Here is a 16,406-nt window from a genome sequence, read left to right as displayed (position 1 = left end):
GACAAGCTCCTCCCAATAATCGTAACTGCATTCACACCCTCCGCGCCGGCACCCAAGGCGGATAAGCGTCTAGCTCGCGGCCCGTTCTCCTGAAAACGGCGCCGGCGTTGATGGCAAGGGTTCGCTCTATTACCTTGCTCATTTCGGTCGGTCATGGTCGCGGATCCAAAAATGGGGCGATCGGTGCCGAAGAGCCGTTGGCGCCGACCGCCGGAATCGCCAGCAGCTCGTCTTTGCCCAAGTTTGCGCCCAAGACGTGGCCGGCTTGGACTTGCAGGTCGCCGCCGAGGTGGCCGTGGGCAACGGTGAGCTGAGGATGATCGAACGGCGCCCTTTGGTATCTGACCCGCTCGTCGGTCAACGAGAGCAAAAAGTTAGTCAGATCGGTGACATTTTGTTCCGTCGTCGTCAACGTCGAAAAACCGGCCAGATGAAAATGCAGACTATCGCTGCTGAAATTGCCGTGCCGGCTATAAAACTCGATCACTTGCCGTAGAGTCGCCATGCCGCCGTTATGCATATAAGGGCCGGTCAATTCCACGTTGCGCAAGGTCGGCACTTTGAACGCGCCGTGGGTTGCCACGGCCATTTTACTGGCGGACAAATTGGCTAGCGCGGCGGCCGGAGTGGGGATATAAGCCGTCACCGCATTCGTGCAGTTTTGATTGCGCAACACGCCTTCGCGGCTACCGTCGGCCTGCAAGCCGTCGCTAGGCAAAAATACATTGGGCAGATTCACCGCAACGTTATAGGCCAGCGGGCTGATAAAATCGCAGGCGCGGATGCTGTTTACGCCCGGATCGAGCAAGCCCGTCGCGTTGCCCAACAAATACTCGACATATTGCGTGCTATAGGACAAGGGATTACCGAAATCGTCCGTGCCGCCGACGCCGGGATCGTCTTCCACATCGACGGCGCCGTTATTGGCGTAGCCCAAGTCCATGAATTTCGGTAACTGCTGAATGTTCGTGTCGCGGGTGACGATATTGCCGTAGCGATTGATGCCGCCCTTGGCGGCGGCGCCGAACGGGCCGAAGGCATTCGGACCGAACGCGATTGGCGTATCCGGGGGACCGAAGCTGGCGCCGGGCGTCGGCGTCAACAACGCCGCATTGGCCGCCACCGCCGCCAAACTAAACGCCGGGCCGGCATGGCATAGATTGCAATGATTGTTCACGAACAATTCCACGCCGTTTTTTAACGAGGCCACCAAGGTCTGGGTTTCCGCCTGCGTGGCGGCGGCAACGTTGCTCCAGGTCGGTTTCATGTTGGCGTCGATCGGGCTGAGATCGAACGGCGCCTGGTCGGAGATCAAGATCGATTCGTACAACTGTATGGCCAAACCGAAGAACATCGCGAAATTGGCCTCGATCTGGTTGTAAGGCAAGCCGCCGCCGGCCGGCGCGCCGAACGGACCGGTGCCGGCGTAGGACCAATAGCGCGGAGCGAAGGCGCGGGTGACCAGATTGCGGTAAGTCGTATTCAAGCCCGGCTTCCGGTTCGCGGCCAGACTCATCGCGCCCAACACGCTATCCTGGGGATGCACCAGTTGGTCGCGCAACACTTGCCGCGACAACACCTTGCGGCCTATGTCCTGCCAATGTCGGCCGTCGCAGCTCATTTCGGCGCTGTTGGTCGGCGGCGCGACCGCCTGCGAGGCCAACGAAGCATTGACCAAGTGCAGCCGTTGCTTGGCGACGGTTTTGGCATTCATTTTCACCCAGACGCCGGCGTCCGGATCGCGCTCGCCCCACGGGCTGCTGCCGTTGAAAATATTATTGGCGCGGCCGTCCCAAAAACTGCGGTGGTTGAACACCGCGTTGATCACGCTGGGCGCGTTGCGGGCCGTGGTTTGCCGGGTACCGACCGAACCGACCTTGAACAGCGGATCGGCGGAGCGCGCGCATCGATCGTTGGCGGAACCGAATTGCGATACGCTTTGATATTGCCCGCTAAAACTGCCGGCGGAGCCGACCACGTCGTCGCTGCTGAACACCACCCGGCTGGTGTTGTCGGCCGGATTGCTGAATTGATGCAACGGAAAGTCGTCCAGGCTGAGCGTGTGATTCGGACCGCCGCCACCGGAAGGCAGGGTATCGAATGTCCGGCCGCTAGCATGGACACTGTTCCCACCAGGATTGAGCTGATTTTTGCCCCGCCCGTCGGCGCCGGCGTGGAAATGGCAGGACGCGCAGGCCTGACCGTCGCTGCCGACCTCCCGATCCCAGAACAAGGCCTTGCCCAACGCGATCGCGGCGTTTTTATCGACGACGATGGGCGCGGCGCCGTCCAGCAGGCCCGGCACCGGCGGTATCGGCACGTTGCGCAAGGATACCGGCACCGGGCCTATCGCCAGCGCCGCTTGTGCCGCCAACAAAGCGCCGGCCAACATGACTAAAGGAATGACTCGCATGACCGCCTCGCTTTAATCGTCGTCTCGAACCGCAAGAACGCGGCCGGCGGATTGGCTCCGCCAACCGGCCATTAACGGCAAAGCGCCGCTCAGGAACAACCAAACGCCGGCCGGCAACGGCACCGCGGCGGGGCCGGCCTCCGCGCTGACGAAAATTTGCGAATGTCCGCCCGGCTTGGTGAGCTGATTGACCAGATAGGTGGCATTGGCGTCCGCCGCCGAACCGAACAGCGACACGGTGCCGCCGCCGGCGACGATGTTCAGCAGATCGGCGCTGTCGCCCAAATCCCAGAAGCGCGGCGCGCAAACGTCGTTGCTGCAATTGTTGGTGCCGTTGAAATCGCCGCCGGTATAGCTGTAGGTGCCCAAGGTTTGGATACCGTCCAGCAAGTTAGCGTACTTGCCGCCGGCGCCGAACACCGAATTCCAGTTCAAATCGTTATTGGCCAAGCCCAACGGGCCGGCCGCCTGTTTATCGAACCAGCCATTGTTCGCGAGCAGCGAAATATTGAAAGCCCCGGCGGCCGGCACGTTGAACTGCGGATTGTGCGCGGGCACGCCGAGGATGTCGAAATTGGTGTACCACTTGACCCGCACGTCGGTGACATGCCAGTTGCCGACACCGTATTGGCTATCGAAGCCGGCCTTGATCGCCGCCGTATCGTAAGCCACCAGTAAATCCAAGGTACGCGGGTACATGATGCCCTGCACGTAGTCCGGCAAGTCGGCGGAAATCTGCATCGCCCCGAACGCCGACATATCGCGGTCGGCGTAGTCCGGGTCGCTGGAAATGAAGGTGTCGGCGACCGCGTCGATGTTCAGCGTGGTTGAGGCCGAGGCGGTTCCGGTTTGGCCGGCGAATATCACGGCCAAGCTGGCCGCCAGCGCGGCGCGGCGAAGGGAAAGTAGGTTCATGAGCATCGCTCCAACGTGTTTGAAATGATCCTAGAAAGCGCGGTTGGTCTATACAACACCCCGTTCGTCCTCAGCCCTTCGGCAGCGCTCGGGAGAGCCTTGTCGAAGGGCGAGCGGGATTTTTCGTTCGCCCAGAGGGTGGGCGCGTTGTGGGCCGGTCCTACTTGGACTTTGCTCGGCACCAGCGGCCCACGGCGACGGCCGATTCCCAGTAGGGACAAGCCCCCGCTCAAAAACAGACTAAGCCCGGCCGGCAGCGGCACGGCGGCAACGCCCGCCGCCGCGCTGACGAACAATTGCGGATGCGCGCCGGCGGCGCTGCGTTGGCTGACGATGTAGCTCACGTTGCTGTCCGCCGCCGAACCGAACAGCGATACGAAGCCGCCGTTGGCGATGCTGTCGTACAGATCGGCATTGGCGCCCAAATCCCAGAAACGCGGCGCGCAGACCTCGTTCAGACAATTGTTACCGCCGTTGAAATTGCCGCCGCCGTAGCTGTAGGTGCCCAGCACTTGCGCGCCATCCAGCAATTTGCCGTACTTGCCGCCGGCACCGAACACCGAATCCCAATTCAAATCGGTATTGGCAAAACCCTTGTCGCCGGCACTGGCCGCGTCGAACCAGCCGTTATCGGTCAACAACGAAATATGGAACGCACCGGCGGCCGGTACATTCAGCTGAGGGTTGGTAGGGGCCACGCCGAGGATGTCGTAATTGGAATACCACTTCACCTTGACGTCGGTGACGTGCCAGTTGCCGGCGCCGAATTCGGCATCGAAACCGGATTTGATCGCCGCCGTGTCGTAAGCAATCAGCGCGTCCATGGTTCTGGGCGTGGTCATGCCCTTTGCCGGATTGGCCAGATTCGCCGAAATCCCCATCGCCCCGAAATTGGACCAATCCCGATTGGACAGCACGGGATCGCTGTTCAGATAGGTATCGGCGACCGAATCTACGCTCAACGTCCCGGCACTGGCGGCGCCGAACGGCCCGGCCAGCAACGCCGCCAGCGTTGCCGAGGCGGATTGTTTAAACAGCTTATGTTGCATAAGTTTCCTCATCGATTGATTAAAATTTCCGCCAATTAGCTAACGGGCATAAAACTGCGGAATCATCCAAGCGCGTACCTTTTCGAGCCTTCCAATCGCAAAGCGGAACGGCGACCATTGAGTTAACGGAAAACACGTCGTTCGGCCTACCTATAGGGCACAACGGGATGCCGGAACCCATAAGCGCAAGCCCTTCACATCCTTGCGTGCTGGACACCGGCGGTCCGCGCCGGTATGACGGCAATGAGCACCCGCAAAACCCGGCAATCCAGCAAGAGCCGATCAACGCTGGTTCCCGGTTGGCTAACCATCGCCAATCCCCTCCTTGATCCGGTCGAAATGCCTTTTCTTTCCCCACACCCCGGTTTTCGCTGCCGAGGTTTTCAGCCACCAACGCCATTGATTCCTCCTCTTCCTAGCGCTCTTCCCGAGGTAGGGGACAAATCCGCGTTGAGGAGCCTCGTGCGTCGGTTCCGCAAGCTGGCCCGCTTGGTCACGGCGGCGGTTTTTGCAGCAACAATCCGTACATCGAACGAAAGGCGTTTGGATGGCGGGCTTCGAAGCTAGCCCAATTGGCCAAGTCGCTGCCGTTAGGGTCGTGCGGATAGTCGGCGTGGTACAAGGCGTTCAAGGCCGGCGGCAGGCCGCGCATGGCAATGAAGCGCAAATTGAGTTGTCGCAGTTGCGCGGCGATTTGCGGCAGCGTGTAGCGATGCTCGCAAGCGTGAAACACCAAGTCGCGGAACATGCCGAGGTTGTAAAAGTCGCGCCATTGCAACAGCGGCGCGAGTTCCGGGTAGTCGCCGGCGAGTATGGCTTGGCGCAGTTGGCGCATGCGATCCGGCTCCGCTTGCCAACCGTTGGCGGCGATCAGTTGCCGGGCGGCGTCTACCGGCCGCCGCGCCGCTTCGCTGTATAAACTGACCAGCATCACCCCGCCGGGCTTCAATAGATTGCAGAGGATGCGCCAGCCGTGCAGCGGTTCGGCCAGGTGGTGCAACACGCCGCTGGCGGTAATCAGGTCGAAACGTTCCGGGTAGCCGTCGAGCCGGGTCAGGTCGGCTTGTTTGAAATCGATGCGGTCTCGCAGGCCCAGTTCGCCGGCCATGCGCAGGGCATAGCTCAGGCTGGCTCGGCTGAGATCCAGCGCCAGATAACGGCCGATACGAATTTGCCGGGTTAGCGAAATCGGTTCCAGGCCGGTGCCGCAACCGGCGGTCAGTACCGCGATGTCGCCGTCGAAATCGGCGGACAGCGCCAAATCGGGGGCAAGGCCGCGCAGCCATTGGCCGGCGCTTTGCACTTGGCGGGCTTGCGGGTCTTGCCGCCAGCGCGGAAAGGGATGTTCTTCGTATTGACGGCGGACTTGTTCGGACACCGGGTCGGCGATGTCGGTGAGGCGTTCGACGGTTGCCGCCAATGTGCGCTCGTGCAAACAGGCTTGCCATTCGCGAACCAGAGCTTGCAGATGGGGCTTCCAACTGACGGCGGATTGGCAAAACAGTGACCGACTATCGGCTAATTCCAGACCGGAGCGGTACAACGCAAAATAAGTCAGCGCCGCTTGCCAGGCGGGTTCGGCCGGACGATCGCGGCCGGCTTGCAGCTGAAGAGCCAGCGCGGCCAGCCGTTGGCTTTCTTCCGGGTCTTCGGCGTAGGCATATTCGGTAAGCCATTGATACTGCGCCAGCGCGGCGATGAAGTCCCAGTCGGCCTTGCCGGTTTGCGGCGGGCGGTGCGGGTCAGCGGTGTAGTGCATCAACAGCGCCTTGCGCAGGCGGCGCAAGGCCAGTTCGAAGTCAGGCAGCGGTATCAAGGTGTTACGCAGCAGCAATTGCAATAACGGCGCTTGCAGCAGCGGACGCAAGCGGCCCTGGCGCAAGGCGGTTATGAGTTCGGCATCGTCGCCGCGCAACCGTTGCAAGGCCTGGCGGAAGGCGGCGTCGGCCAGCAAGGCGCGGCAGGCCGGCACCGCGTAATCGCTCAGTTCGGTTTGGCTGAGCACGCCGTGCAATACCCGGCGAAATTCGGCGGAATCGGGGAATTCGATGGCTTGAGTTTGTAATAACAGCAACAAGTTGCCGCGAGCTTCGGCATCGTTGGGCGTCAGCAGTAGCAAGCGGCTTTGTTGCAGCAAGGCTTCGTTGACCTCGCCGTGTCGATAAAGGGCCAGGGCATAGCCGGCCAGCGCGTGGCGATACGGCGGCCACTGCTTGGCTTTGCGCGCGGCGTCTCCGATTAGCGGACGCAACACCGCCAGCGCCTGGGCGTAACGTTGTTGGCGTATCGCCAGCGAGGCGTCGGCGAATGCCGCGTCCCAAGCGATAAAGACCGGATTGCGGCTCATGGTCGCCGCTCCTCAAGGCCGGGATAGCTCGGCAGCGCTTGCGGCAAGCGCTGCCGTAGGTTGGAGAAAATCGAGCCGCCGATGGCTAGGACCGCCGCGCGGGGCCGCGAACAAAACCGCCGGCGGGCGGTTTTGGCGCGGCTCGAGCGTTGGGTCGTTACCGGAACGGTGCGCATGGCGGCGGCTGGGAGGTCGGACGGCGCTAAGCGCGAACCGAGCCGGCGGCGTGCTTACGTTTGGCCAGACCCAGGAACGATAACGCCGGCCCGATGAACAACCATGCCGCGCCGGGTAGCGGCACGGCGGCCGGACCCGCTTCGGCGCTGACGAAGATTTGTGGATGAGCACCGGGCTTGGTCAACTGGTTAACCAAATAAACCACTTGATCGTCGGCGGCGTAACCGTGGAAGGACAGATAGCCGCCGGCCATGATGTCGGCAACCATGGTCGCATCCAGGCTGAGATCCCAATAGCGCGGCGCGCATTGTTGGGAAACGCAGTCGGTGGTGCCGTTGGAATTACCGGTCGGATAGTAAAAGGTGCCCAAGGCTTGCTGGCCGGAGAACAGACTGCTCCAGGCGCCGCCGTTGTACACCGAATTCCAGGTCACTTTCGGCGTGCTCACGGTCAAACCGGTAGGGCCGGCGGTGGCGGGATTGAACCAGCTGTCGTTACTGAAATAGGACACGCCGAAGTAACCGGCGTGCGGGACATTGAATTGGTTGTTGTTGGCCGGCACGCCTTGCACGTCGAAGTTGGTGTACCACTTCAGTTGCACGTCGGTGACGTGCCAGTTGCCGGCGCCGAATTGGCTGTCGAAGCCGGACTTGATGGAGGCGCTGTTATACGACACCAGGTTTTCCATGGTGCGGACCTGGGAGATGCCTTGTACCAAGTCGGCTTGCGGCGAGGAAATCATCATCGCGCCGTAGCTGGACATGTCGGAGTCGGCTTGTAAGGCGTAGTTGGTCAAAAAGGTGTCGGCCGTGGCTTCCACGCTTAAGGTGCTGGCGGCGGCCAGACCGGTGTACCCTATCAGCACCGCCCCGACGGCGAGCGCCAGTTCGGCTTGTTTGAATCGCAATCTGTTCATGAATGACCTATGGATTAAAAGTTGAATCGGTTAAAAGCCTATCGCGCCGCGTTCGAGCACGGCGGCGGATTCGGGTTGGCCGGCCTACCCTGGCCGCCCGCCCCGCGTCTTCCTTGTGCGCGGCACGGCCGCAGCTTCCCTTGACCTTGGCTATCCCAACCGTTGGCCGAGACGGTTATCCTCCGTGCGCGCGATTAGCCCTCGCTAGTCGCAATCACGGCCCGGCGCCGACTAAAGCCAAGCCAGCCGGTCAAAGCGCCACCAAACAACCAAACCGCCGCCGGTACCGGTACCACGGTGGCGGTCAGATAGCCCTCGGTGTTGACGCTCCAATTTTTGTCGTAGAACAGATAGGTGCCGGCGCTGCTGGTTTTTTCCGCGCCGAAACCGACGAAGCCGAAGAAATCGCTGGATACGTTGTAAGGCATCATGCCGACGCTATGGCCGGTCAGGCCAAGTTCGGCGACGAGGAAGGCTTGCGGGGCGGTGAAATAGCGGTAGAACAATTCGCCGTAGGTATTGGCCAGCGGATCGTAGCTGCGGTATGTGGAAGCCAGGGCGCTATCCAACACCGAGCCGCTATGGCCGTTGATGGTCCAATTCAGCGAGGTCATGATTTCGCTGTCGCTATTCCAGATAAAGGCGCCGCTACCGATGGCGCCGTTATGTTTGTCGGTCAAATTCAATTGATATTCGACAATGGCGGCCTGGCCGGGGAACGAGGCCGCGCCTAAAACGGCAACCAGCGCCAGGGTCGAAGCTTTGGATCGGGGTTTAACAGTTTTCATGATGAATCATCCTTTTTGGGTAACGTTAAAAAAAAACCGGTGTAACGAAAGCCTGAAGCTGTGCGCGGCTAGACTTTGCCGGTCGCAAAGGCCGTCCTAGCCCGGCTAAAACCAATCCAACCCAAGCAGGTGCCGCCGAACAACCAGATGGCCGCCGGCAACGGCACCGGCGCCGTGGAAGTCAGGTGGGATTCGATCCCGGCCTGGGCGTAAAGGCCGACCGCAGCGCCCGGTACCAGCGTGAATGTCCAAACAGCCGAGCCGGCGGCGGATTGTTGATCCTGTAGCTGCCCGGCAAAGCTTGCCGCCGCGCTGTAATCCGAGCCGGATAGCTGGTCGGCGGCGTCCCAGTAGTCGAACAGGATCGCGCTGGTCGCAAACGCGCCGTCGACGGCGGCACGCAAGGCGTAATCCAGGGTGATCGACAAGTCGTAGCTATAAGGTCCGGCATTGCTGAGCTCCAAACCGAACTGTCCGGTATGCCAGGTATCGACGCTACCGTCGTAGGCATTGCCGCTGACCGCGAACGAGCCGTTGAATAGACTGGCGACGGCGCTTGCCGACGGATTGGGGCTGTTGGCCAGATAAGTGCCGTCGCCGGTGGCGTTGGCATAAAAGCTGAATTCGTCGTTAGGTTGCTGGTAGGTTCCGAGGATGGACAAGCCCGTCCTGTCGCCGGCCGTGGGATTGGTGCTGTCCAAAATGCCGATCGAGTAGCTCAGCGTGACGATGCTGTCGTAGCTGGCGGACGCGTGGGCGGAGTTTAGCCGGCACAGGCTTAGCGCCAATGCGAGGCCTAGGTTTAGCGGTCTAAAAAACGCTGTTTTCATAGTGGTTTCCGAATGTTGGGAGTCGATACGCGCGCGGGCCAGCCTTAGGGCGACGGCGCTAAAAACGGGGTAATCGGCACGGCCGCGCCGTCGGCGCCGACCGCCGGCAAGGTCAGCGTTTCGTCCTTGGCCAAATCGGCACCCAGCGAATTGCCGGCTTCAACTTGCACATCGTTGCCGACGTGGCCGTGGGCGACGGTTAATTGCGGATGGTCGAACGGGGCTTTTTGGTAGCGCACCCGTTCGTCGGTCAGCGCTTTCAGGAAATTACTCAGATCGTCGGTGTTTTGCGAGTTGACCAAATTCGCCGCGATCGGGCCGATCACGCCGTGCAATTCCGGACTGGCGAAATTGCCGTGCCTGGCGTAGAACTCGATGACTTGCACCAGCGTCGCCATGCCACCGTTGTGCATGTAAGGCCCGGTCAATTCGACGTTGCGCAGGGTCGGCACCTTGAACGCGGCGTTGGTCGCGACAGCCATTTTGCTACCGTTCCGGTTAGCCTGAGCAGCGGCGACGGTCGGGATATAGGCCGTGACCGGATTGGCGTTGCGGCAGTTTTGGTTGCGCGCCACCCCTTCCCGGCTGCCGTCGGCCTGGATGCCGTCGCCGGGCAGGAAAATATTACTGAGCGGAGCGTTCAAGTTGACCGCCAGCGGAATCAGAAAGTCGCAGCTACGCACGTTGTCGATCGGCAAATCGAAGACCCCGGCGTTATTACCGGCCAGATATTCCACGTATTGGGCCGCGAACGATAACGGCTGGCCGAAGGGATCGACGCCGGCCACGCCGGGATCGGTATCCGGCTTAGTCACGCCGACATTGGTGTAGCCCAAATCCATCAGGCGCGGCAGGTTCTGGCCGGTATTATCGCGAGTGACCGGATTGACATAGCGGGAGATGCCGGCGCCGGCGGCAATATTATTCGGGCCAAAGGCATTGGGGCCGTAGGCGATGGGGGTCGCGGGCGGGCCGAAGGTGGCGCCCGGCGTCGGCGCAACCAATGCGGCGTTCGTCGCCACTGCCGCCAAACTAAGCGTTGGTCCGGCGTGGCACAACGAGCAGTTATTGTTAACGAAAAGACTAACGCCGCGTTTCAGCGACGCGACCAGCGCCGGATCGGATACATTGGACCAAGTCGGAATCATGGCCGCATCCAGCGGGCTTAAATCCAGCGGCGATTGGTCGGATACCAAGGTCGATTCGTACAATTGAATCGCCAGACCGAAAAACATCGCGAAGTTGGCTTCCATCTGGTTGTAGGCCGCACCGCCGTTGGCCGGGGCGCCGAATTTGCCGACACCGCTGTAAGCCCAATATTGGGAGTTGAAAGCCTGGATGACCAGGTTTTTGTAGGTGGTTTTCAAGCCCGGCTTCAGATCGCCGGCGCCGCTGTTGCTTAACCCGCCCAACACGCTGTCTTGGGGATGTACCGGCTGGCTTTGCAGCGGTTGGCGATTGAGCAATTTGCGGCCGATGTCCGGCCAGGTGCGGCCGTGGCAGCCCATTTCCACATCGTTGAAAATCGGCGGCGCCACCGCTTGCGAGGCCAACGCCGAGTTGATCAGATTCAAGCGTTGTTTGACGACGGTCCTGGCGTTGACTTTGAGCCACACGCCGGCATCCGGATCGCGCGGACCCCACGGACTGCTGCCGTTGAAGCTATTGTTGGCGCGGCCGTCCCAGAAGTTGCGGTGGTTGAACACCGCGTTAATCACGGTTGGCGCATTGCGCGGCGTGACCTTGCGGGTACCGATGTGGCCGAGGTTAAACACCTCGTTGGCGCCGCGCCGGCATTGGTCGTTGGCACCACTGAAGGTCGAAGTGCCTTGAAACTCGCCGCCGAAGCTGCCTGCGGAGCCGGCCACGTCGTCGGTGTTGTAAATCAGCGTGCTGTTGTCGGTGACATTGCCGAAGCGTTGCAGCGGAAAGTCTTCGGCCATCAGCGTGTGATTGGGACCGCCGCCGGACGGCAAGGCATCAAAGGTTTGACCGGTAGGCTGGATAGAATTTTGTCCCGGATTGATCTGGTTCTTGACCCGGCCGTCAGCGCCGGCGCTGAAATGGCAAGACGCGCAGGCCTGACCGTCGGAGCCGAGGTTTTGGTCCCAGAACAGCGCCTTGCCCAAGGCGATCGCGGCAGTTTGATCGACCACGATCGGATTGGCGCCGTCCAGCAGGCCGGGCACCGGTGGTAGAGGCACGCCGCGCAGCGACACCGGTAGAGGGCCGGCGGCCTGCAAGGTCATCACGGCGGACAGCAGAGCGCCGCCGCAAAGCATTCGATACATGGCACGCATGGAAAATTCTCGCGACTGTTTTTACAAGTTATCAGGTGACTCGGCGTAGCCGGTCGCACACCAAGGGATCGGCGTGGGTCCGGCGTGCGCCGAACCGAAGGATTTAAGCGGCTATAACGCGTTTGCGCGATTGGAATGCCAATCCCAGCACGCCGCTCAGCATCATCCAAGCCGCGGCCGGCAACGGTACCGCGTTGACCACGGTCAAGCTGCTCAAGTTGGACATGTAGCGTCCGCCTCGAGTATCGCCGGGAATGATCGTGCGGAAGACCCCGGCATTGCCCAAACCACTGCCTATGCCGTCGGCGTAAGCAATCAAGTCGGGCGTGCCGCTAGCTTGCCGCGCCAGGATCTCGCCGAGCGAGTAGACCACGGTGTAATTATCGGTAGCGGTCGCGACCACATAGGAAGTTTTCAGCGATGACGGATTGGTCGAGATACCGGACGCCACCAATAAATCCCACATCGACACGCCGGTGAATCCGGTCGCCGAACCCGTCGCCAAATTGCTGAAAGTCGTAATCGGGGTCAGCGAGCCCGGTAAGTTGGCCAGCGAGTAGCTACCGGGATTGCTTACCGCACCACCGACCGTGAATGAATTCGCTATACCGCCACTCCCTGTTCCCTGCCAAGCGACATGACCGACATCCAAACTGGTCAGGCTGGTCACGCTGGCGCCGTCGGCCGCGATCAGGCTGGGCGCGGCCAAGACGCCGTTGCTGTCTTGAAAGGCAATGATGTCCTGGGCTCCCCCGAAGTTGCCGCCGAGCTGATTGCCCATCGTGTACACGGCGCTACCGTTATTACCGGTCGCAACCACAAATTCACGTAAGAGATCGTTTTTCGGGCCGTTCGCGCTGTTAGGCTGCGTGGCGACATAGCTGTTCAAATAACTATACAGCGACACGCCGGTATAGGTATTGCCGCCGACCGTTACCGACGTAGCGGCGCCGAAAGCTTGCAGATCGGCGATGCTGAAACTTGCCGGGCTACCGCTTTTCAGGTAACCGCTCAGCATGACATCCGCCTCGGCGCTTGCCGGCAGCGACAGTGCAATGACCGAAGCGGCCAAGACGGTACGAGCTATCGATTTCAGGTTTTGCATGGTTTTCTTCCTCTGGTTCAAATAAAGTGGTCCGTGCGTTTTTAAAGTCGCGGCTGTTAGCCCAAGTCCCCAGCAGTCCTCTACCAAGTACCAAGCGCAGGAAGCCACATGCCGTTCCGCCGCCAAGTCCCAAACAAAGCCTGTATTTAAGATGACCCTGGCGACGAGAATTTTTTCGATTTGTTATATCCGTCAAAATATATCGACGTTATGCACAATAAGTTATAACGAAATTGTTTGTCAATCCGGGTTTTTTGGACTAGCCACTGCCAGCATGAGCCTGGAAGCTACTCTGACAATCGGGGCTACGGGGGAGGCATCAGATTAAGGCGATAGGTTTTTACATATATTCAATCGTTAGCTTTTTAGTTAAGCCGCGAACAAATTGAATAACAGGCTTCATTGAAAATACCTGAGAAATAGTATGGTTCACGATCGTTTACCGCTTCGCCTGTCAATCGACGCCGCCGTCGCGCTGCAGCGTCGGTTTATTGCGATTTGGAAGCCCATACCTGAAACGCCGAAAGTTCGGCAACGACTCGCCGACGAGTGGCGAGCCCTCGGCCTGACGGAAGTAAGCCATAAGCGCTAAGCCGAGCCGGCCTAATGCCTGCTTCGGCAACCGGTTAACGACTAACGCGCGCTTAGCCTTCTGCTTGTCTTCGCCAAACGGCGACGCCGGCGACCCTGGTTTTGCCGCGCGCGATTCACGCTGGCTTTATATCGAACGCAATGCAGATGCGTTCCTGGTCGGAATTGAACGGAATGGTGCGGTGGAACAGCGAGGATGGGAACAGCACCAGATCGCCGACTTTTTGATCGACGATTTGGGTCGGGAAGTCGTCGTGCAGACGCGGGTAATCGTCGCCATCGGTGCCGTATTCGAAACTGCCTTCGTGGTGATCGCATTTATCCGGCAATTGCAGATACACGCAGCCGCTGATCCAACCTTCCTCGTGGATGTGGGAAGTCAGATAGCCGCCCTGATTCATCCGTAAATACCAGGAACTGGCAAACTCCAGAGCTTTCGGAAAGCGCCGGATCAACGCGTCGTCGCTACCGGCGAAGTGGTCCCGGTAGGCTTTGACTTTGGCGCGGATCAACATCGCCAACTGCTGGAACGACGCTTCCGGCCGTTGCAGCAAATTCCCCGCCGATTGCATGCCGTAATATAAACGGCCCTGCTTGCGCTCGGCGATGGCCAGGTGTTTGACGTCGTCCAACAATTGACTCAGCAATGCGCTATTCGGGTCGGCCAATTCTTCGATAAACGTATGCCGGACAAACCTCATCGGGTCGCGACAATAGCCGTAAGCGTCCACTTGGCGAAAATTGGTGGCGTAATGGGTCGCCAGGCTGCCCAGCAACACCGAGCCATGACGATCTTCAGCAATGAACTGGTCCAAGCACTGTTTAAAGGCATCGAACTGGCCGGTTTTATACAGGCATAAAAGCACCCGCTCTTGGGCATCGGCAAAATCGGAGGCGGCAAAATACGGTATCGCCTGCTCGAACTGGCCGCCCAGGCAATAACTTTCGCCGAGATTGTAATTGGCCCGGCCGTGCTCGGCGTTGGCTTGCAGCGCCGCGCGATAACAGCGCACCGCTTCGTCCATATTGGCCTGATCGCGGTAAATCTCGCCCAGGTCGTTCCAAGCGTCGGCGAATTGCGGATCCAGTTGTAAGGCTTGGTTGAAAGCTTCGATCGCTTGGCCGTGGGCGCCTTGATCGTACAGATTGGTACCGAGATTGAAATAGCCCAGCGCGTCGGCGTTGATTTCCAAGGCCTTGCGGTAACACTGCTCGGCGGCTTTCAGGTCGCCGACCGTTTGCAATACCGCCCCCCAATTAGCCCAGGCCTGAAAGTAACCCGGCTGCTGTTCCACCGCCTGCCGGTAATGCGTCGCCGCCTCCTGCCACTGACTTTGCTGTTGCAGCAATGCACCGAGGTTGAAGTGGGCGACCGTCAAATCCGGCTTGATTTGCAAGGCCTTGCGATAGGCGGCCATCGCGCCCTTGGCGTCGTTAAGCTGGGTGTAAATCGCGCCGAGGTTAAAGTGAATTTCGGCGATGTTGGGATCGAGCGCGATCATCTTGCGAAAGCTGGCGGCCGCCTCGCGCAATTTGCCTTGCGCCTGTTGACACATGCCCAATAAATTCAAGGCCGGCAGCGATTTGGGAAATGCCGAGGCCAATGCTTGCGCCCGGACCTCGGCCAACGCGACTTGTCCGGCTTGAAATAGTTGGTGAATGGCTTGCAACTCCGCCGGTTGCGGTTGCTTGAGTGGGGCTTTCATAACGGCTGTCGGCATTCGAATAAACGAGGCGCGCAGCATACCGCAAACCGCGCCGACGCGGCAAAGCCGGCCGGTTGTTCAATTGCGATCGCGAGCTGCCAAAGTTTCGCGCAATTGGCGGTTTTCAGCTTGCAAGCCTTCGATTTCTGCTAGCAGGCCGGCGACACGCTGCTGGATTTGCGCTTCGGTAAAACGCGGCGTGATGTGCTTCGGGCAATTCCAGTCGTAAGCTTTTACATCAATGACGATGGCCCGCTCGACGCCGGCTTCGGCTGGCAAAGCCTTCGGCCAGTCGGCCGCGCCCAATTCGACGATGTGGGCCACGCCCCAGATTTTCAACCGGCGCCGCGCCGCGTAATCCATCAAGATCAACGCCACCCGGCCGTCCGCGTCCAGGTTGCCGACGCTGATGTATTGGCGGTTGCCGCGCACGTCGGCGTAAGCCAGCGTGCGTGGATCCAACACTTTTAGAAAGCCGGGCCGGCCGCCGCGAAACTGCACGTAAGGCCAACCGGTTTCGCCGACGCTGGCCTGGTAAAAGCCGTCGCGCTCGGCGACGAAGGCCTGCTCGGTTTCGCCAAGTTCGGCGCGCGGATCGGCGGCGGTTTCGAAACCGAGATTGCCGTCCCGGCTGCCGTAACGGTTCTGCGCCGCGCGCACCGAATCGGTAAAACAAATGTCGGCAAAGGCTCTGGACATGGCGATCTACCTCGATTGCGGAAAGATGAAAATAATGGATGTTTTTTGTTGAAGCTTCGCGGCTTCGGCCAACCGGGCCATTCCCTTCGACTCCGCTCAGGGAACCGTCCGGTTCAACTCCGCACAGGGAACCGTCCGGTTCAACTCCGATCTGGGAGCCCGCCGGTTCATCTCCGCTCGGGGAACGCGCCCGTTCAACTCCGTTCAGGGATCCCACCGGTTCGCCTTCGCTCGCGGAACTCGCCGGTTCGTCTCCGGATGGCGTCGAATCTAACCGAAAGGGCCTTCTGGCCTTCCCTGCACGGAGTAGAATTTAACCGAACGGACCGCCGGCCGTACCCTGCACGGAGTCGAATGTATCACCGGGCGTTCCCTGAGCAGAGCCGAAGAGTCCGTTCCCTGAGCAGAGCCGAAGGGTCGTTCCCTGAGCGGAGCCGAAGAGTCCGTTCCCTGAGCGGAGCCGAAGAGTCCGTTCCCTGAGCGGAGCCGAAGAGTCCGTTCCCTGAGCGGAGCCGAAGAGTCCGTTCCCTGAGCGGAGCCGAAGAGTCCGTTCCCTGAGCGGAGCCGAAG

At 60.3% G+C, this 16,406-nt stretch carries 11 protein-coding genes; all 11 read right to left on the bottom strand.

Annotated elements, in window-relative coordinates:
- Positions 1 to 151: 151 nt before the first annotated feature.
- Entirely contained in the window at positions 152 to 2,413 is a 2,262-nt protein-coding gene (locus BJL95_RS12910; RefSeq protein WP_071158541.1) for a cytochrome c peroxidase, read from the bottom strand.
- Between the two features lie 12 nt (positions 2,414 to 2,425).
- Positions 2,426 to 3,328, bottom strand: coding sequence for a hypothetical protein (locus BJL95_RS12905; protein ID WP_071158539.1), 903 nt, complete (start codon positions 3,326 to 3,328; stop codon positions 2,426 to 2,428).
- Entirely contained in the window at positions 3,325 to 4,377 is a 1,053-nt protein-coding gene (locus BJL95_RS12900) for a hypothetical protein (RefSeq protein WP_071158537.1), read from the bottom strand. Before BJL95_RS12900 ends, BJL95_RS12905 begins: the two co-directional genes overlap by 4 nt.
- A 493-nt stretch (positions 4,378 to 4,870) precedes the next feature.
- Entirely contained in the window at positions 4,871 to 6,724 is a 1,854-nt protein-coding gene (locus BJL95_RS12895; RefSeq protein ID WP_071158535.1) for a class I SAM-dependent methyltransferase, read from the bottom strand.
- Between the two features lie 202 nt (positions 6,725 to 6,926).
- A complete protein-coding gene (locus tag BJL95_RS12885; protein WP_071158531.1) occupies positions 6,927 to 7,817 on the bottom strand; it encodes a hypothetical protein in 891 nt (296 codons plus the stop codon).
- A 194-nt stretch (positions 7,818 to 8,011) separates the two neighbouring features.
- Positions 8,012 to 8,605 carry a PEP-CTERM sorting domain-containing protein gene (locus tag BJL95_RS12880; RefSeq protein ID WP_064025857.1) on the bottom strand — a complete coding sequence of 198 codons (594 nt, stop codon included), beginning with the start codon at positions 8,603 to 8,605 and terminating at the stop codon, positions 8,012 to 8,014.
- A gap of 68 nt (positions 8,606 to 8,673) precedes the next feature.
- Entirely contained in the window at positions 8,674 to 9,435 is a 762-nt protein-coding gene (locus BJL95_RS12875; protein ID WP_139306259.1) for a hypothetical protein, read from the bottom strand.
- A gap of 44 nt (positions 9,436 to 9,479) precedes the next feature.
- Positions 9,480 to 11,735, bottom strand: coding sequence for a cytochrome c peroxidase (locus BJL95_RS12870; protein ID WP_302848346.1), 2,256 nt, complete (start codon positions 11,733 to 11,735; stop codon positions 9,480 to 9,482).
- Between the two features lie 103 nt (positions 11,736 to 11,838).
- The gene (locus BJL95_RS12865; protein ID WP_071158525.1) at positions 11,839 to 12,840 is read right to left on the bottom strand and encodes a VPLPA-CTERM sorting domain-containing protein; all 1,002 of its coding nucleotides are present in this window, start codon (positions 12,838 to 12,840) and stop codon (positions 11,839 to 11,841) included.
- 707 nt (positions 12,841 to 13,547) lie between these two features.
- A complete protein-coding gene (locus tag BJL95_RS12860) occupies positions 13,548 to 15,137 on the bottom strand; it encodes a tetratricopeptide repeat protein (protein ID WP_071158523.1) in 1,590 nt (529 codons plus the stop codon).
- 78 nt (positions 15,138 to 15,215) lie between these two features.
- Positions 15,216 to 15,836, bottom strand: coding sequence for a pyridoxamine 5'-phosphate oxidase family protein (locus BJL95_RS12855; protein WP_071158521.1), 621 nt, complete (start codon positions 15,834 to 15,836; stop codon positions 15,216 to 15,218).
- Positions 15,837 to 16,406: the final 570 nt, after the last annotated feature.

Source organism: Methylomonas sp. LWB (genome assembly GCF_001856095.1).
Lineage (GTDB): Bacteria > Pseudomonadota > Gammaproteobacteria > Methylococcales > Methylomonadaceae > Methylomonas > Methylomonas koyamae_A.
Note: the sequence above shows the minus strand (reverse complement) of the source record. Positions and strands in the feature narration are given on the sequence as shown.